Origin of the sequence: Streptomyces misionensis, assembly GCF_007896895.1 — a bacterium.
GTDB lineage: Bacteria > Actinomycetota > Actinomycetes > Streptomycetales > Streptomycetaceae > Streptomyces > Streptomyces misionensis_A.
Genome location: NZ_VOGW01000199.1, coordinates 122062 through 139772, shown reverse-complemented (window position 1 = coordinate 139772; position 17711 = coordinate 122062). Strand labels below are relative to the sequence as shown.

General features: G+C 72.5%; 10 protein-coding genes and 2 pseudogenes. 3 read left to right on the top strand and 9 right to left on the bottom strand.

Going from position 1 to position 17711, the window contains the following annotated elements:
- From FRZ03_RS37230 to nsdA, 4 genes are all read right to left on the bottom strand, one after another.
- Positions 1 to 2373, bottom strand: a 2373-nt coding sequence (locus FRZ03_RS37230) for a [protein-PII] uridylyltransferase (protein ID WP_398662200.1), incomplete at its 3' end; no start/stop codon positions are given.
- A gap of 49 nt (positions 2374 to 2422) precedes the next feature.
- Positions 2423 to 2761, bottom strand: coding sequence for a P-II family nitrogen regulator (locus tag FRZ03_RS37225; protein ID WP_070022297.1), 339 nt, complete (start codon positions 2759 to 2761; stop codon positions 2423 to 2425).
- Positions 2758 to 4140, bottom strand: coding sequence for an ammonium transporter (locus FRZ03_RS37220; protein ID WP_146469493.1), 1383 nt, complete (start codon positions 4138 to 4140; stop codon positions 2758 to 2760). The genes FRZ03_RS37225 and FRZ03_RS37220 overlap by 4 nt, the downstream gene beginning before the upstream one ends.
- 390 nt (positions 4141 to 4530) lie before the next feature.
- On the bottom strand, positions 4531 to 6006 hold the full coding sequence (nsdA, locus tag FRZ03_RS37215) for a transcriptional repressor NsdA (RefSeq protein ID WP_146469491.1): 1476 nt from the start codon (positions 6004 to 6006) through the stop codon (positions 4531 to 4533).
- Positions 6007 to 6464: 458 nt separating this feature from the next.
- Between nsdA and FRZ03_RS37210 the strand changes: the two genes are divergently transcribed.
- Positions 6465 to 7127 (top strand): bifunctional DNA primase/polymerase, encoded by a 663-nt coding sequence (locus FRZ03_RS37210; protein ID WP_146469489.1) that lies wholly within the window; start codon positions 6465 to 6467, stop codon positions 7125 to 7127.
- Between the two features lie 91 nt (positions 7128 to 7218).
- Here the strand turns inward: FRZ03_RS37210 and ftsY are convergent, their stop codons facing one another.
- The gene (gene ftsY / locus FRZ03_RS37205; protein ID WP_146469487.1) at positions 7219 to 8421 is read right to left on the bottom strand and encodes a signal recognition particle-docking protein FtsY; all 1203 of its coding nucleotides are present in this window, start codon (positions 8419 to 8421) and stop codon (positions 7219 to 7221) included.
- 170 nt (positions 8422 to 8591) lie between these two features.
- Here ftsY and FRZ03_RS37200 point away from each other — a divergent pair.
- Positions 8592 to 9979: pseudogene (locus tag FRZ03_RS37200) on the top strand (cytosine permease).
- Positions 9980 to 10650: 671 nt separating this feature from the next.
- Here the strand turns inward: FRZ03_RS37200 and FRZ03_RS37195 are convergent.
- The 4 genes from FRZ03_RS37195 to FRZ03_RS37170 form a co-directional block, all read right to left on the bottom strand.
- The gene (locus tag FRZ03_RS37195) at positions 10651 to 12069 is read right to left on the bottom strand and encodes a sugar porter family MFS transporter (RefSeq protein WP_146469485.1); all 1419 of its coding nucleotides are present in this window, start codon (positions 12067 to 12069) and stop codon (positions 10651 to 10653) included.
- 249 nt (positions 12070 to 12318) lie between these two features.
- Complete coding sequence (gene smc / locus FRZ03_RS37190; RefSeq protein WP_146469483.1) at positions 12319 to 15927, bottom strand: chromosome segregation protein SMC; 3609 nt, start codon at positions 15925 to 15927, stop codon at positions 12319 to 12321.
- 252 nt (positions 15928 to 16179) lie between these two features.
- Positions 16180 to 16383 carry a hypothetical protein gene (locus tag FRZ03_RS37180; protein WP_061925742.1) on the bottom strand — a complete coding sequence of 68 codons (204 nt, stop codon included), beginning with the start codon at positions 16381 to 16383 and terminating at the stop codon, positions 16180 to 16182.
- 371 nt (positions 16384 to 16754) lie between these two features.
- Positions 16755 to 17036, bottom strand: a complete 282-nt coding sequence (locus FRZ03_RS37170) for an acylphosphatase (protein ID WP_070022305.1) — start codon at positions 17034 to 17036, stop codon at positions 16755 to 16757.
- A gap of 149 nt (positions 17037 to 17185) precedes the next feature.
- Here FRZ03_RS37170 and FRZ03_RS39660 point away from each other — a divergent pair.
- A pseudogene (locus tag FRZ03_RS39660) lies at positions 17186 to 17711 on the top strand (CAP domain-containing protein); the annotation flags it as partial.

The window sequence follows — 17711 nt, the reverse complement described above, 5'->3', positions numbered from 1 at the left end:
GCCCGTCGTGACGTAGAAGGCGTCGACCGCGTTGGCGCCCAGGGTGCTCACGTGCATGCTGCGCACGCGGACGCCCGCCTTCTCCAGGGCCGTGCCGATGCGGTGCAGCAGGCCGGGGGCGTCCTGGGCGCGGACCTCGATCACGGTGGCGTGGTGGGAGGCGGCGGGCGCCACACCGACCCGGGGCGGCGGGGCCGCCAGGCCCCGGCGCCGCGGATAGGCGGCGTCCCGTTCGGCGAGGCGGCCGGCGATGTCCAGGGAGCCGTCGAGGGCGCGCACGAGGTCGGCGCGCAGACGGGTCGCCTCGGGCAGGGAGCCGTACTCGGCGGCCACCCGCCAGTCGAGCAGCAGCACCGCGCCGTCGCCGTCGTCATCGCTCACCTGTTCGGGCAGCCGCAGGGTGCGCAGCTCGGCGGTGCGCACGGTGAGCCGGTGCACGGCGAGGACACCGGCGACCGCGGGCAGCACCGCGGCCTGGTCGGGTACGGCGATGAGCAGTTCGACGCCGAGCGGTTCGGGCGAGCCGGGCGGCTCCTCGGCGGGGAGCGGCTCGCTGCGGGCACGCAGTGCGAGGACCGGGCCGCCGGTGCGGTAGGCCTCGACGGCCAGCCGTTCCTGTTCGGCGGTGGGCGCGGTGGGCGCGGGCTCGTCTGGTACGTCGCCGGCCAGCAGGGCGGCGACGCGGCGGACCAGGTCGGCGACGAGGGAGCCGCGCCAGGCGGACCAGGCGGCCGGTCCGGTGGCGAGGGCGTCCGCCTCGGTGAGGGCGGCCAGCAGCTCCAGGGTGCCCTGGCTGCCGACCGCGTCGGCGACCGAGCGGACGGTGGCGGGATCGTCCAGGTCGCGGCGGGTGGCGGTGTCGACCAGCAGCAGGTGGTGACGGACCAGTGTGGCGAGGACGACGGTGTCGGCGGGGTCGAAGCCGATCCGGGCTGCCACGTCCTTGGCGATGATCTCGCCGGCCACCGAGTGGTCGCCGGGCCAGCCCTTGCCCATGTCGTGCAGCAGGGCGGCGACGAGGAGCAGGTCGGGGCGGCCGACGCGCCGGGTGAGCGCGGCGGCGCGGACGGCGGTCTCGATCAGGTGCCGGTCGACGGTCCAGACGTGGACGGCGTTGCGCTGGGGGCGGCAGCGGACCCGTTCCCAGTCCGGCAGCAGCCTGCTGATCAGGCCCTCCGCCTCCAGGGCTTCCCAGACCTCGACGGTGGGCCGGCCGGAGCCGAGCAGGGTGACCAGCTGTTCGCGGGCCTCGGCGGGCCAGGGCGTGGGCAGGGGGCACGCGGTGGCGGCCAGGCGCCGTACGGCGTGCGGGGAGAGCGGGAGGCCGCCCTGTGCGGCGGCGGCCGCGGCGCGCAGCGGGAGCACGGGGTCGCGTTCGGGGCGCGCGGCGCGGGCGAGCACCACCTCGCCGTCCTGCTCGACCACGCCCTCGGCCAGCGGGGAGCGCTCGGCGGCCGGTTTCCCGCCCAGCATGACGCGCAGGCGCGGGCGGACGGCGCGCGAACGCAGCACGCGCGCCACCTCGCGCCAGGTGACGTCGCCCGCGTACGAGACGACCCGCGCCGCCTCGTAGACCTGCCGCAGCAGGGTGTCGGCGTCGAGCAGGCCCAGCCCGGCGGCGACCTCGTCCTGCTCCTGGAGCGCGAGCCGGTCGGTGGCGCGGCCAGTGGCCAGGTGGAGCGCGTCGCGTACGTCGAGCAGGCTCCGGCGGGCCTCGTCCAGGCCCTCGCGCGGGGCGTCGGCGAGCCAGGAGGCGGCGACGGCGCGCAGCGCGGTGGTGTCGCGCAGCCCGCCCCGGGCCTCCTTGAGGTCGGGCTCCAGGAGGTATCTCAACTCGCCGTGCCGCTCGGCCCGTTCGTCGCACAGCTCGCGGAGTTCGGGGAGGCGTTTCGGGGCCTGCTCACGCCAGTCGGCGAGCACGGCGGTGCGCAGTCCGGCGCTCAGCGCGGGGTCGCCGGCCAGGTGACGGGCGTCCAGCAGACCGAGCTGGACCTTCAGGTCCGCGCCGGCCGTCCTGCGGGCCTCGGCGAGGGTGCGCACGGAGTGGTCGAGGGCGAGGCCGAGGTCCCAGACGGGGTACCAGAGGCGGTCGGCGAGGGCGGCCACCGCGTCCGGGTCGGAGCCGTCGTGCAGCAGCAGGAGGTCGAGGTCGCTGCGCGGGGACAGCTCGCCGCGGCCGTAGCCGCCGACGGCGACGAGGCTGACACCCCGGGCCCGGCCGGCGCCGCCGGTGAAGAGGGCGGCGAGCCAGTCGTCGGTCAGTCCGGCCAGGGCGGCGCGGCGGGCGGGCCCGGGCCGCGCCTCCTCGGTGAGGAGGCGCAGCCGTGCCGCCGCGTAGCCGCCGGGTCCCGTGTCCTCGGTCCGTGTCCGCATCTCGTCACCCGTCACCAGCGCCTCCCGTTGCCGTGGCCCGCGGGCCGTCTCAGAGCGCGTCCGGGCCGCGCTCGCCGGTGCGCACCCGTACGGCCGTCTCGACCGGGACCGACCAGACCTTGCCGTCGCCGATCTTTCCGGTGCGGGCGGCCTTGACGAGGGTCTCGATCAGCTGTTCGGCGTCGTCGTCCTCGGTCAGCACCTCGATGCGGATCTTGGGCACCAGGTCGACGGTGTACTCCGCCCCCCGGTAGACCTCGGTGTGGCCCCGCTGCCGCCCGTAGCCGCTGGCCTCGGTGATCGTCAGCCCGTGGACGCCGAAGGCTTGCAGGGCCTCCTTGATCTCGTCGAGCCGGTGGGGCTTGACGACGGCCGTGATGAGCTTCATGCGTCGACCTTCCTGGTCTGCTTGCCGGTCTGCTGCCCGGCCCGGTTGTCGGTCTGCTTCCCGCTCCCCGCGCCGGCCGGGGCGGCGGAGCCGAGGACGCCGCCGCCGGCACCGCTGAAGTCGTAGGCGGTCTCGGCGTGCTGGGCGCGGTCGATGCCGGAGACCTCCTCGTCCTGGGTGACCCGCATGCCGAGGGTCTTGTCGAGGAGGAAGGCGAGGACGGCGGAGACGATCAGCGAGTAGGCGAGCACGCCGCCGACACCGGCGCACTGCTTCCACAGCTGGGTGAAGGAGTGGTCGCCGTAGAAGACGCCGGTGGCGGTCGACTGGCCCTTGCCGCTGGCGAAGAAGCCGACCAGCAGGGAGCCGATGATGCCGCCGACCATGTGCACGCCGACGACGTCCAGGGAGTCGTCGTAGCCGAAGCGGAACTTCAGTCCGACGGCCGAGGCGCAGGCGACACCGGCGATGGCGCCGACGGCGATCGCGCCGAGCGGGGTGACGGCGCCGCCGGAGGGGGTGATGGCGACGAGGCCCGCGACCGCGCCGGAGGCGGCGCCGAGGGAGGTGCAGGCGCCGTGCCGGATCTTCTCGTAGCCGAGCCAGGCGAGCATGGCGGCGGCGGTGGCGATCTGGGTGTTGACGAACATCAGCGGGCCGACGCCGTCGTCGTTGCCGAGCCAGGACCCGGCGTTGAAGCCGAACCAGCCGAACCACAGCAGGCCGGCGCCGAGCATGACCAGCGGCAGGCTGTGCGGGCGCATCGGGTCCTTCTTGAAGCCGACGCGCTTGCCGATGACGAGGATGACGCCGAGGGCCGCGGCACCCGCGTTGATGTGCACCGCCGTGCCGCCCGCGAAGTCGATCACACCGAGCTTGTAGGCCCAGCCGCCGGTCCCCCAGACCCAGTGGGCTACCGGGAAGTAGACGAGGGTGACCCACAGCACGAGGAAGACCGTCCAGGCGCTGAACCGCACCCGGTCGGCGAGGGCGCCGCTGATCAGGGCCGGTGTGATGATCGCGAACATCATCTGGAAGACGGCGAAGACGAAGACCGGGATGGTGTAGCCCGGCCACAGGTCGGTCTTGCCTATGCCGGTCCAGCCGACGAAGCCGGAGGACCAGCCGATCAGCGAGCCGTGGTCGGTGCCGAAGCTCATCGAGAAGCCGTAGAGCACCCACAGGATGGTGACGACACCCATGCTGATGAAGCTCATCATCAGCATGTTCAGGGTGCTCTTGACGCGGACCATGCCGCCGTAGAAGAAGGCGAGGCCCGGGGTCATGAGCAGGACCAGGGCGGATGCGATGAGCATGAAGCCGGTGTTGGCGGCCGACAGCTTGGGGGCGTCCGCCGCGAGCAGGATGGCTGGGGCCATCGGCGTCTCCTCGTCGTGTGGGTCGGCCCGCGCGGGTGGTGCCGCCGCGCTCCGGTCGGGCGAGGGGTGGGCCGGTTATGCGCCAGAGACTGACGCAGCGCGGTTTCGGCGGGAGCGCCCCGGTGTTTCACGGGGGTGACGAAGGCGTCCTGTGTGTTACGCGTGGGTGAAGGGCGGGTCCGCGCCACCGGGCGTGGACGCGGTGCCACGGGGCGTGGACGCGGCGGCGCCGGACGTCGACGCGGCGGGCGCGGGCGTGGAGGTGGCGGGCGCGGGCTTCGGCGCACAAGGCCGGCCGCGGCGCGGACCTCTCGATGACCTGGCGTTGGGGGAGCCGAGTCGGGCGGTTCGGGAGGTCCGGCCGCGGCCGGGGTCCGGGGGCTGCCGGGGTCAGACGGCCTCGGCGTCCGGGAGGTCGACGGCGAGCTGTTCGGTGAGGTCGACCACGGCGGCGAGGTCGCCGTGGTCGCGCACGGCCGTGTCGACCGTCTTTCGGATACGGTTGTTCACCCGTTCGGAGCGGACCTTCTTGGCCACGGTCATGGCCCGCGAGGCGTAATCCGTGCCGGCCTCGGGCTCGCCCTGGAGCAGATGCACGGTGGCCATGCCGATCAGGTTGAGCGCGTACGACCGCTGGTGCTCGCCGTCCTTGGCGAACAGCTCCACCGCCCGCCGCATCAGCGGCTCGGCGAGGGAGGCGTAGGTGGGGCTGCGCCCGGCGACATAGGCGAGGTCGCGGAAGGAGTGGGAGTTCTCCGCGTACAGCTCGGCCTCGGAGAAGAAGCGGATCCAGTCGGGGTCCGGCTCGTCCCACTCCTCGGCCTCGGCGAAGGTGTCCTCGGCCATCCGGACCGCGCGCTTGGTCCGGCCGGGCTGGCCCATGTTGGCGTAGGCGCGGGCCTCCATCGCATACAGCATCGCCTGGGTGCGCGGCCCCGCGCAGTCGCGGCTGCCGTACTGGGCGAGGTGGATCAGCTCCAGGGCGTCGTCGGGCCGGCCCAGGTGGATCATCTGGCGGCTCATGCTGGAGAGGATGTAGGAGCCGAGGGGGCGGTCGCCCGCCTCCTTGGCGGCGTGCAGGGCGAGGACGAAGTACTTCTGCGCGGTCGGCTGGAGACCGACGTCGTACGACATCCAGCCGGCCAGTTCGGCGAGTTCGGCGGCGACCTTGAAGAGCTTGCGGGTGGTGGCGCCGGGCTGGGGTTCCTGGAGCAGGTCGGTGACCTCGTGCAGCTGGCCGACGACGGCCTTGCGGCGCAGGCCGCCGCCGCACTGGGCGTCCCACTGGCGGAACATCCGGGTGGTCGATTCCAGCAGCTCGAGCTCCGGTTTGGACAGGCGGCCGGGCCTGCGGGGGTCCAGCGGGGAGTCGGGCTCGGGAACGGCCGGGGCGCCGGGGCTGGGCACCAGCCAGCGCTGCATGGGCTCGATCAGGGAGGGTCCCGCGGACAGGGCCAGGGAGCTGCCGAGGAAGCCGCGCCGGGCGAGCATCAGGTCGCTGCGGGAGAACTCGCCGAGCAGGGCGACGGTCTGCGGGCCGGTCCAGGGCAGGTCGACGCTGGACGCGGAGGGCGAGGGGCGGGCGGCGCGCAGGCCCAGGTCCTCGATGGAGACGACGCAGCCGAAGCGCTCGGAGAACAGTTCGGAGAGGATGCGCGGGATCGGCTCGCGCGGGTTCTCGCCGTCCAGCCAGCGGCGCACGCGGGAGGTGTCGGTGGAGATGTGGTTGGCGCCCAACTGGCGGGCCCGGCGGTTCACTTGGCGGGCCAGCTCGCCCTTGGACCAGCCACTGCGCACGAACCACGAGCCGAGCAGCTCATTGGGGCGCTTGTCAGCGTTTGTCCCACTACCGCCGTTGCCGCCCACTGGAACGCCCCCATTCCCGAGACTTCTTGCCGCATGAGTGCGCCAAGCCTTATCAGAATGCCGGTAAATACGGTCCGCCGTCTCGCGGTTCTCACCCTTCGAACGGACTGCCGAAGTGCCTCCGGCATACCCACGAATGCATGTGCCCGAGGCTTCTGCGTACTCACAGTAATCCCACGATCACCGACTGAGCCACGCGGATCACAGAAACGCCACCATTCGCCACCCCTTCAAGTGAACTCATGGCCCGCCACACACGATTCACTTGACATAGGACGAACGGAAGCGGGCGGAGTGATGCACACAGGGGCGCGCACATCCCGGTGCACCACCCGACGCGCTTCAAGGCGCCACCTTGGCCCCCTGACCCGGAGGGAAGGCGGAGCCGTAGCGTTACGTTCCGCTTCCGTCTCGTTCCGTGCCGTAACCACCGGCGCGCCGGACCCGTTGGAGGGGGCATGGGCTTCACGATCGGCGGCATTCGCGAGATCCGCTCCGGCACACGTCGGCGTGGCCGGGCCGCGGAGTGCACCACCGTCGCCGAGTTCACCGGCCTGTGGGGCTGGGACGTGGTGCCGGGCGCGCGGGCCGCGGCGGGCGTCTGCTCCTGCGGGCACCGGGGATGTCCGGAGCCGGGTGCACATCCGCTGGAGTTCGCGCCCGAGGTGCCGGCCGGCGCCACCCTGGACGAGGTGACCAAGGCCTGGGCGGAGTTCCCGGGCGCCGCGGTGCTGCTGCCGGTGGGCCGCGCCTTCGACGTCGTGGAGGTCTGCGAGCAGGCCGGGCGCCGGGCCCTGGTCCGGCTGGAGCGGATGGGTCTGCCGCTCGGCCCGGTGGCCGTGACCCCCGAGGGCCGCGCCCACTTCTTCGTGGCGGCCGGCGCCGCCGCCGAGCTGCCCCGGCTGCTCTACCGCATGGGCTGGGACGACCCGCGCGCCCTGGACCTGCGCGGCCTCGGCCCGGGTACGTTCATCACCGCGCCGCCCTCCGACCGGGGCGGTCTGGGGCCGGTGCGCTGGCTGCGCCCGCCCGCGCTGGACTGCGCGACCCGCCCCCCGGCGGCCCGGCTGCTGCTGGGCACGCTGGCGTATGTGGCGCACCGGTCGCGCGATCGGGACTGACCGCCCGGCGCCCCCGGAAAAGCGAAGTGCCCGTCCTCAACTGCACCTTGAGGGCGGGCACTTCTCCACGGGGGCGGTAAGGCGACTACGGTCAGTCTCCGATCAGCGCGTCCACGAACGCCTCCGGCTCGAACGGCGCCAGATCGTCCGCGCCCTCGCCGAGCCCGATCAGCTTGACCGGGACGCCCAGCTCGCGCTGGACCGCCACCACGATGCCGCCCTTGGCGGTGCCGTCCAGCTTGGTCAGCACGATGCCGGTGATGTCCACGACCTCGGCGAACACCCGGGCCTGCACCAGACCGTTCTGGCCGGTGGTGGCGTCCAGGACCAGCAGCACCTCGTCCAGCGGCGCGTGCTTCTCGACCACGCGCTTGACCTTGCCCAGCTCGTCCATGAGGCCGGTCTTGGTGTGCAGCCGCCCGGCGGTGTCGATGAGGACGACGTCGACCCCCATCTCCTTGCCTTCCTTGACCGCGTCGAACGCCACGGAGGCGGGGTCGCCGCCCTCCGGGCCGCGCACGGTGTAGGCGCCGACCCGCTCGCCCCAGGTCTGGAGCTGGTCGGCGGCGGCGGCGCGGAAGGTGTCGGCGGCGCCGAGCACCACGCTGCGGCCGTCGGCGACCAGGACACGGGCGAGCTTGCCGGTGGTGGTGGTCTTGCCGGTGCCGTTGACCCCGACGACCATCACGATGCCGGGCTTGCGGTCGGCGGGCTCGGTCTTCACGGTGCGGTCGGCCTCGGTGCCGACCAGCTTGAGCAGCTCCTCGCGGAGCAGGCCGCGCAGCTCCGCGGGGGTGCGGGTGCCGAGCACCTTGACGCGCTGGCGCAGACCCTCGACCAGTTCCTGGGTGGGCTGGACGCCGACGTCGGCGGTGAGCAGGGTGTCCTCGATCTCCTCCCAGGTGTCCTCGTCGAGGTGCTCGCGCGACAGCAGCGTGAGCAGTCCCTTGCCGAGGGCGTTCTGGGAGCGGGACAGGCGGGTGCGGAGCCGGACCAGCCGGCCCGCGGTGGGCTCCGGGATCTCGATCTCGGGAGCCTCGACAGGGGCGGGAGGCTCTTCTACGACGACCGGCGGGCCGCCCGGGAGATCCACCTCCTCGATCGTCCGGCGCGGTTCGTCGCGCGGCGTCTCGGCCTCTTCGCCGACGTGCGGCTCGGCCGGGGGCGCGGTGATGTCGGGCGCCTTCGGGGGCGGCGGGGGCAGCGACTTCCGGCGTCGGGTGCCCACGATCAGCCCGCCGAGCGCGCCGAGCACGACCACGGCGATGACTACAGCAAGGATGACGGTTTCCATAACGCGTCCAGTATCGGCCATGGGGTCCGCCGTCACCGGGCTTGTGACTTCCTCCGAGAGACAAACGCCACGTAAAGCGAGGAGTCGGAGCAAAGTACGATGGTCCCGGCTCCGTCGACGCGCGTAGAGTCCGACCGTCCCACTTCCCCCACACCTGTAGGCCCTCCCCCATGAGCAAAACCGTCGAGACCGAAGGCGCTCTCGAGACCCGTGGCATCGAGCAGGTTCCGGACCACGAGCGGACCGGCCGGACCCGGGAGCTGTTCCCCACCTGGGTCGGCGCCAACATCAGCGTGCTGCTGCTGACGATGGGCGCGAGCCTCGTCGTGGCGTACCACCTGAACATCTGGCAGGCGCTGGTCGTCGCGGTGGCGGCGCCCGTCGTGTCGTACGGCCTCGTCGGTCTGATCGGCATCGCCGGCAAGCGGGGCGGGGCGCCGGGCATGGCGCTGTCGCGCGCGGTGTTCGGGCAGCGGGGCAATCTGCTGCCGGGTTCGCTGATCTGGGTGGCGCGCTGGGGCTGGGAGACGATCAACGCGGTGACCGGCGCGTACGCCATGCTCACCATCCTGGACATCCTGTTCGGCATCAAGGCGAACAGCGTGCTGGACCTGGTGACGCTGCTGGTGTTCGTCGTGGCGACGTTCGCGATCTCGGGGCTCGGCATCATCGCCGTGCAGAAGTGCAACAAGTACGCCACGTATTTCTTCGGTGTCTTCTCGGTGCTGGTGCTGGTCTACCTGGCGGTGAAGACGGACTGGGCGCGGGTCGCGCACCACAGCGCCGGCTCGACGGCCTCGGTGATCACCGGCATCGGCATGATCGCGGCCGGCGGTGTCAGCTGGATCCCGACGGCGCCGGACTTCACCCGCTACCTGCCGCGCACGGCCTCCTCGAAGGCGATCGTGGGCACGGCGGTCGGCGGCGCCGGTGTGGTCGTGCTCCCGATGGTCCTGATGGGCGCGGTGATGGCGGTGTCCACACCGGACCTGGCCTCGGCCGCCGACCCGGTGTCCTTCCTCGGCAAGATCCTGCCGACGTGGATCGCGGTGCCGTACCTGTTCATCGCGCTGGTGGGCATGCTGCTGATCAACTCGATGTCGATGTACTCGGCGGGCTTCACCGCGCAGACCCTCGGCTTCAAGGTGCCGCGGCACTGGGCGGTGTCGGTCAACGCGGTGATCTCGCTGGTGTTCGGCGGGGTGCTGATGCTGGTGGCGACGAGCTTCATGGGCTCCTTCATCGCCTTCCTGTCGCTGCTGGCGGTCGCGTTCTCGGCGTGGGTCGGCGTGTTCGGCGCGGACATGCTGCGCCGTACGGAGTACGACGGCCGGGCGATGGCCGACACGACCCGGGCCAGCGCCTACTGGTACAAGGGCGGCTTCTCCCCCGCCGCCGTGGCCTCCTGGGCGATCGGCCTGATCGCGGGCCTGCTGTTCACCACCTCGGAACGATCGTGATCTCGGCCGCGCTCTACCTGGCCCTGCCGAAGCCTGCGGTGGCCATCCCGGCCCATGAGGCCTGCGGCCACCCCGAACCGGCCGGCACGGCGGCCTGACCCCGGAGCCCGCCCCGGGCACGGCGTCCAAGGCCCCTCCGGCACACCCGAGCCGGGACCCCGCTCCGCACAGAGCGGTCCGACGAGACACCGACCACCGTCCCCCTCCACCGCGCCGTACCGGAGGGGGACGTCGTCATGCCCGCCACGGTCGTTCGTCTCCATCCGGCCGCGCCCGGCGCGCCCGCCGCGCTCCCCGCTCGTGACCGGGCCGCGCCGGAGAGGGCCGCGTACGCGGACGCGCACGGACTGCGGGCGCGCGACCCAGGAGGTCGAGACCGAGAGGGGCGCGCACGCGGACGCGCACGGGATCGGCGCCGTGCGGACGGTGGAGCACCACGGCGCGGCGGACAACCGGCCGCCGTCGTCGTCCGCGTTCGCGTCGACGGTGTCCGGGGCCAGGCGGAGCGTCACGGTGACCGTGCCGGCGGCGATCGTGCCGAGCCGGCCGGGCGCCCCGGTGCCGCACCCGCTCGCGGGCGGTCTTCCCGTCGAGGAGGGGTGGCGCGTTCCTCGGCTGTTCGCGGAGCGGGCGGTGCCGGAGCCGAGGGGCTGGGACGGAAGACGCCCCCGCCCCCGGTCCGGGCTGATGCCGGGCCGGGGGCGGGGGCGAGATGCGAGGAGAGGGGCAGCGGGGTCTTGGACCCTTCTCCTCGGGTTCGAGGGGGCCGTCAGCCCATCTCCTCCAGGGCCTTGCCCTTCGTCTCCCGGACGAACTTCAGCACGAACGGGATGGAGAGGGCCGCGAACACCGTGTAGATGACGTAGGTGACGGACAGGTTCCAGTCGGCCAGCGACGGGAAGCTCGCGGTGATCGCCCAGTTGGCGATCCACTGCGCGGCCGCGGCCACGCCCAGGGCGGCGGCGCGGATCTTGTTCGGGAACATCTCGCCGAGCATGACCCAGACGACCACACCCCAGGACAGGGCGAAGAAGAGGACGAAGACGTGGGCCGCGATCAGGGCCACCCAGCCCTGCGTGGCGGGCAGCTTGCCGTCGACCAGGTGGTAGGAGAACGCCCAGGCCTCCAGGGCGAGGCCGACCACCATGCCGGTCGAGCCGATGAGCGCGAGCGGCTTGCGGCCGATCCGGTCCACGAAGATCATCGCGATCACGGTGCCGACGATGTTGATGATGGACGTGGTGAAGGAGTAGAAGAACGACTGCGTCGGGTCGACGCCGACCGACTGCCACAGCGTCGAGGAGTAGTAGAACGCGACGTTGATGCCGACGAACTGCTGGAAGACCGACAGGCCGATGCCGACCCAGACGATCGGCTTGAAGAAGAAGCCGCCGCCGAGCAGGTCCTTGAAGGTGGAGCGGTGCTCGCTCTTCATCGCGTGCTCGATCTCGGCGACGCGCTTGTCCAGGTCGGTGCCCTTGCCCTCGACCTCGGCCAGGATCTCCTTGGCGCGCTCACGCTTGCCGACGGAGAGCAGGAAGCGCGGGGACTCCGGGATGGCGAGCGACAGCATGCCGTAGAGGATCGCCGGGATCACCATGACGCCCAGCATGACCTGCCAGGCCTCCAGGCCCATGAGGTGGCCGCGCTGCTTGCCGCCGGCGGCGTTCAGCAGGCCCCAGTTGACCAGCTGGGAGATGGCGATGCCGACCACGATCGCGGCCTGCTGGAAGGAGCCGAGCCGGCCGCGGTAGGCGGGCGGGGCGACCTCGGCGATGTAGGCGGGGCCGATGACGGAGGCCATGCCGATGGCGAAGCCGCCGATGATGCGCCAGAAGGCGAGGTCCCACAGCGCGAAGGGGAGCGCGGAGCCGACGGCGCTGATCGTGAACAGCACGGCCGCGATCTGCATGCAGCGGATACGGCCGATCCGGTCGGCTATCCGGCCCGCGGTGGCGGCGCCGATGGCACAGCCGATCAGGGCGATGGCGATGACCTGGGCGAGCGCGGCGGGGCCGATGTCGTAGCGGTCACGGATGGCCTCGACGGCGCCGTTGATGACGGAGCTGTCGTAACCGAAGAGGAAGCCGCCCATGGCGGCGGCGGCCGCGATGAAGATGACATGCCCGAGATGTTCGGGATGAGCCGTCCCGGCTCCTGACTGAGGTGCCTGCGCTGTGCTGGTCACGTGAAACTCCTCGGGCCACGGCAACGCTGCCGGGGTGGGGGTGAGCCCTTCCAGGTCTCCAGTGGCGCATACGTTGACGCCACTTACACCTGAAGGAAAAAGCAACGTTGCAGAGACTATGTCTTCAACTTTCGAAGTCAATAGTTGAACGGCTGTGACTTTGCAGATAGATCACGTCACCTCGCGTTCAAGAAGTGAACGGAGTGGAGGTGGTTCCTTGTCTGCTCGTGAATGGATCTTGAAAAGGGGTCAGCGAAGGCGCTGCGAGATGACCTTCGACACACCGTCGCCCTGCATCGAGACGCCGTACAGCGCGTCCGCCACCTCCATCGTGCGCTTCTGGTGCGTGATCACGATGAGCTGGGAGGCCTCCTGCAACTCCTGCATGATCCGGATCAGCCGCTGGAGGTTGGTGTCGTCGAGGGCTGCCTCGACCTCGTCCATGACGTAGAAGGGGCTCGGCCGGGCCTTGAAGATCGACACCAGCAGCGCGACGGCCGTCAGCGACCGCTCACCGCCCGAGAGCAGGGACAGCCGCTTGACCTTCTTGCCCGGCGGGCGCGCTTCCACGTCGACGCCCGTGGTGAGCATGTCGGCCGGGTCCGTGAGCACGAGCCGGCCCTCGCCGCCCGGGAACAGACGGCCGAAGACCCCCTCGAACTCGCGGGCGGTGTCCCGGTAGGCCTCGGTGAAGACCTGCTCGACCCGTTCGTCGACCTCCTTCACCACCTGGAGCAGATCGGCACGGGTCTTCTTCAGGTCCTCCAGCTGCTCGCTGAGGAACTTGTGCCGCTCCTCCAGCGCCGCGAACTCCTCCAGCGCCAGCGGATTGACCTTGCCGAGCTGCTGGTACGCCCGCTCGGCCGCCCTGAGCCGCTTCTCCTGCTCGGCCCGCACGAAGGGGCGCGGCTGGTTGCGCGGGTCGTCCGGGTCCTCCGGCAGCCGCTCGCCGTCGGCGGGGGGCGGGGGCGGCACGGGCCGGCTCGGCCCGTACTCCGCCTCAAGCCCCGCCGGCTCGACACCCAGTTCCTCCAGCGCCTTGGTCTCCAGCTGCTCGATCCGCAGCCGCTTCTCGGCGCCGAGTACCTCGCCGCGGTGTACCGAATCCGTCAACTTGTCGAGTTCCGACTTCAGTTCACGTCCGGCGGTGCGGGCGGCGGCCAGTTCCTCCTCGCGCCGCGCCTTGGCGGCCTCGGCCGCGGTGCGCTCCCGGTCGGCGCGGACGAGGGAGACCTCGACGTGCGCGAGCAGGGTGCGCGCGCCGTCGGCGACCGCCTGGGCGACGGCCGCCTCGTGCCGCAGCCGGGCCCGGCGCTCCTCGGCCCGCGCCCGCGCCTCGCGTTCCGCCCGGGCGGCCCGGTCGAGCGAGTCGGCCCGCCCGGCGAGTCCCTTGACCCGCTCCTCGTGGGTACGGACCTGGAGGCGGGCCTCCATCTCGGTCTGGCGGGCGTTGGCGCCGTCGATGGCGAGCCGGTCGCGCGCCGAGGTGTCCGGCTCCTCCTCCACCGGCGTCTCCTCGGCGACCGCCAGCCGCTCCGCCAGTTCCTCGGCCTCCCGTACGGCCGCCTCCAGCGCCTCCTGCGCCCGCGCGGCAGCGGCGGCGGAGCGCTCGGCCTCCCCGGCGGCGGCGCGTGCCTGCCCGGCGAGCCGGCCCAGTTGCTGGGCGGTGGACGACTTCTGCCGGTCGGCGGTCCTGCGGCGTTCGCTCAGCTCTTCGGCGAGGGCCGCGGCCTCGCTACGGCGTTCCGCCGCGGCGCGCTGTTCCCCGGCCAGTTCCGCGCAGCGGACCTCCAGCTCCGCCAGCTCCGCCGCGGCCTCGTCCACGGACGCCTGGACCTCCAGCAGGCTGGGGGCGCCGGCGGAGCCGCCCTGCGCGAAGTGGGCGCCCAGGAGGTCGCCCTCCGCGGTCACGGCGGTGAGGTGGGGGTGGGCGCGGACGAGGTCCTCGGCGGCTTCGAGGGTGTCGACCACGACGATGTCGTGCAGGAGCCGGTGGACGGCCGGCATCAGGTCGTCGGGGGCGCTGACCAGCGTCGCGGCGGGGACCGGCCGGGCGCCGGGCGCGGGTTCGTCGTCGCCGGGCGCGCCGGAGCCGCGGCGGCCGCACGCCGGACACGGGTCCGCGTCCGCGCCGGGCGGCTGCGGCGGGCCCGCGAGGATCAGGGCCGCCCGGCCCCCGTCCTGCTTGCGCAGGAGGCGGATGGCGTCCGCCGCCGACCCCGGGTCCGTCACGGCGACGGCGTCGGCCGCGGCTCCGAAGGCCGCCGCCAGCGGGATCTCGTGGCCGGGGGCGACGGTCAGCAGTTCGGCGGCCGGGCCCAGGAGTCCGGTGAGCCCGGCGTCCAGCAGGGTGCCGCTGCCGTCCTTGCGGCGCAGCCCCAGCGCCAGCGCGTCGTGACGGGCCTGGGTGGCGGCGCGGCGGCGTTCGGCCGCGGTGGCCGACTCGCGGGCCGCGGCCAGGGCGGTCTCGGCGGCGGCCAGCTGCCGTTTGGCGGTCTCGTGCCGCTCGGCCAGCTCGGTGTCGCCGGCGTCGAGTCCGTCGACCTCGGCCTGGAGCGCCTCGTACTCCTCCTGGGCGCGCACCGCGCGCTCCCCGGCCTCGTCGCGGGCCGTGGCCAGCCGGTCGATCTCGGCCTGGGCGGAGGCGGCGCGCGAGCGGGCCGCGCCGACCTGTCCGTGCAGCCGGGCCAGGCCCTCGCGGCGATCGGCGATGGCGCGGGCCACGTCCTTGAGCCGCCGCTCCTCGACGGCCAGTTCCCGCTCCAGCTCGGCGCGGTGGGCGACCGTGTCGTCCAGGGCGTGCCGGGCGGCATCCAGGGCGGCCTCCAGTTCGGCCTCCTGCTCGCGGACGCGGGCGGCCTCGCGCTCCAGGTCCTCCGGATCGCGGCCACGGCGTTCCTCGGGCGGTGCGGAGGTGGCGCTCTTGACCCGGGCCTCGGCCAGCGAGATCGTGCCGCGCACCCGCTCGGCCAGCTGGGACAGCTCGTACCAGGTCTGCTGGGCGCGTCGGAGGCGCGGGGTGAGCCGCCGTACCTCGTCCTCCAGTTCGGACTCGCGGTGCAGGGCCTTCTTCAGCTCCTGCTCGGCGCTCTCCTTGCGTTCCTTGAGGGCGGCCTCGTCGGCGATCTCGGCGGCGAGCGCCTCGCGCAGTCGTACGAGGTCGTCGGCGAGCAGCCGCAGCCGGGCGTCGCGCAGGTCGGCCTGGATGACGGCGGCCCGCCGGGCCACCGCCGCCTGCCGGCCCAGCGGCTTGAGCTGGCGGCGCAGTTCGTCGGTGAGGTCCTGGACGCGGGCGAGGTTGGCCTGCATGGCGTCCAGCTTCCGCAGCGCCTTCTCCTTGCGCTTGCGGTGCTTGAGGACGCCGGCCGCCTCCTCGATGAAGGCGCGGCGGCCCATGGGGTCGGCGTGCAGCACGGAGTCGAGCTGGCCCTGGCCGACGATGACGTGCATCTCGCGGCCGATGCCGGAGTCGGAGAGCAGTTCCTGGATGTCGAGGAGGCGGCAGGTGTCGCCGTTGATCTGGTACTCGCTGCCGCCGTTGCGGAACATGATCCGCGTGATGGTGACCTCGGCGTACTCGATGGGCAGCGCCCCGTCGGAGTTGTCGATGGTCAGCGACACCTCGGCGCGGCCCAGCGGGGGTCGCCCGGTGGTGCCGGCGAAGATGACGTCCTCCATCTTGCCGCCGCGCAGCGACTTGGCGCCCTGCTCGCCCATGACCCAGCTCAGCGCGTCCACCACATTGGACTTGCCCGAGCCGTTGGGCCCGACGACACACGTGATCCCGGGTTCGAAGCGGAGCGTGGTCGCGGAGGCGAACGACTTGAAGCCGCGCAGGGTCAGGGCCTTGAGGTGCACGCCGCTGGACTCTACCGGCCCCCGCTATCTCACTCCATGAACCCTCGCAAGCGCGCGGTTTCACCGGTGAACATGCAGGGCACACCAGTTGTTGAACAAGGTGAAAGGATGCGCGGGGGCAAGAAAGAAGGGACGCCGAAGCGTCCCTTGCGATTCTGAGGGGACGGCCGTGGTGCCGGTCGTCCGATCGACTGAGCGGTTGTCACGGGCACCCTGCCCGCTGCGACTGCTCTCGTGGAGCCGAGGCAGCGATCAGGTGAGCGCAGGCTCCGCCTGGTGTGCGTCGATGCTCTCCATGATCCTGTCCTGAGAGGCGGCAGCCGCCAGCGCTTCGTTCTCAGCCTGGATCCTGACCAGCTCGGACTCCAGGTCCTGGACGCGCTGCTGCAGCCGTCGCATCTCGGCGAGGAGTCGAGGGTCGGAGCCGCCGACGTAACCGAGAAGCGCCTTTGCCATGATGGATGGTCCTCCACACTGAGTGACCGACCGATGCGGTGTGGGTCGTGAGGGATTTTCGCACCCGCGGTGCTTGGCACATCCGTGTTGCTCTGCTGTTGCTCGATGCCAAACAGCTAAGGTGCGCGGGGCTTTCAGCGTCTCACCAAAAAGTTTGACGGTCAACACGATCACGCCCCGTATTGGCGGGCGAACCGGGGCGCGCGGCCGGGAGATGCGGCGGCGCTGCGAGTCATCCGGGCCCTCGGGGCTCAGCGATCAGCTGTACCCCGGGAGCCTGCCACGCTGCGCCCTTCTTGGCAACCACCAGGCGGTTTCCACTCCCGGCGGTCACCGCCCGGGGGTCGGTGCGCCGGTCCGCGGGCTCCGGCTCAGCGGACCGCGAAACCGTCGTAGCCGCCGCGAGGTGTGTCCCAGATCTCGGTGACACCGTCGACGCGGCCGGGCGTGTCGTCGCCCTGGAGCCAGTCGAGCAGCCCCTCGCAGCCCTCACGCGCGCCCTCGGCGACGACCTGGACCCGGCCGTCCGCCAAATTGAGAGCAAAACCACTCAGGCCGCCGATCTCCAGCGCCTTGGCGCGCGTGAACCAGCGAAATCCCACGCCCTGTACGTGTCCTCGCACCCAGGCGACCAGTCGAACATCCTCGCTCATGGGTGCAACCTAACCGGCCGGTGTCGTCCGGCACACATCGTCCGCGCGGGGCATGAGGTACCGTCCGCTTCCGGCGCATCTCATACGAAACTCACTCGATCGAGTGAATTGGGGTGCCTGTAAGGACGTACGAGGAAGAGGGCCAGGACATGGGACGCCACCGACGCTCGGACGCCGGCCGCGCCGGGGAGGGCGACGCCGCGGACGGCTCCGCCGCCGAGCGCCCGCAGCCCCCGCGCCCCTCCTCGCCCTCGCCCTCGCCCTCGCCCTCGGACACGGTGCCGATCCCGATGGGCACGGCGCCCTACCTGGACCCCGAGGCCTACGCGGAGGCGAAGGCCAGGGCCGAGGCGTATCTCTTCGCGGCGGAGACGACGGAGACGACGGGCAAGGAACCGCAGACGCCCGGAGCCGGTACCGGTGTGCCCCACGACGAGTGGGGCCCGAAGCGGGCCGGTCGTTCGGTGAGCGTGGCCCTGCTCGGGTTGTCCGTGGCCGTCGCCCTGGGCGCCGCCGCCGTGGCCGCGGGCGTGGTCCCGGGCTTCGACGGCTACCGGTCCGGGGACAGCGCCCGGGCCACCGGCGGCGACCGGACCGTGGCCGCGAGCTCCCCCGCCGACTCGGCGAGCGCGCAGGGCGGTACGTCCGGCAGCGCGAGCACGGGCATCGGCGGTG

Bases quoted from the DNA above. Each gene is read 5' to 3' on its own strand.
- FRZ03_RS37210 (WP_146469489.1), top strand. From the start codon at position 6,465: ATGGGCTTCACGATCGGCGGCATTCGCGAGATCCGCTCCGGCACACGT.
- FRZ03_RS37220 (WP_146469493.1), bottom strand. From the start codon at position 4,140: ATGGCCCCAGCCATCCTGCTCGCGGCGGACGCCCCCAAGCTGTCGGCC.
- FRZ03_RS37180 (WP_061925742.1), bottom strand. From the start codon at position 16,383: ATGGCAAAGGCGCTTCTCGGTTACGTCGGCGGCTCCGACCCTCGACTC.
- FRZ03_RS37225 (WP_070022297.1), bottom strand. From the start codon at position 2,761: ATGAAGCTCATCACGGCCGTCGTCAAGCCCCACCGGCTCGACGAGATC.
- FRZ03_RS37170 (WP_070022305.1), bottom strand. From the start codon at position 17,036: ATGAGCGAGGATGTTCGACTGGTCGCCTGGGTGCGAGGACACGTACAG.
- ftsY (WP_146469487.1), bottom strand. From the start codon at position 8,421: ATGGAAACCGTCATCCTTGCTGTAGTCATCGCCGTGGTCGTGCTCGGC.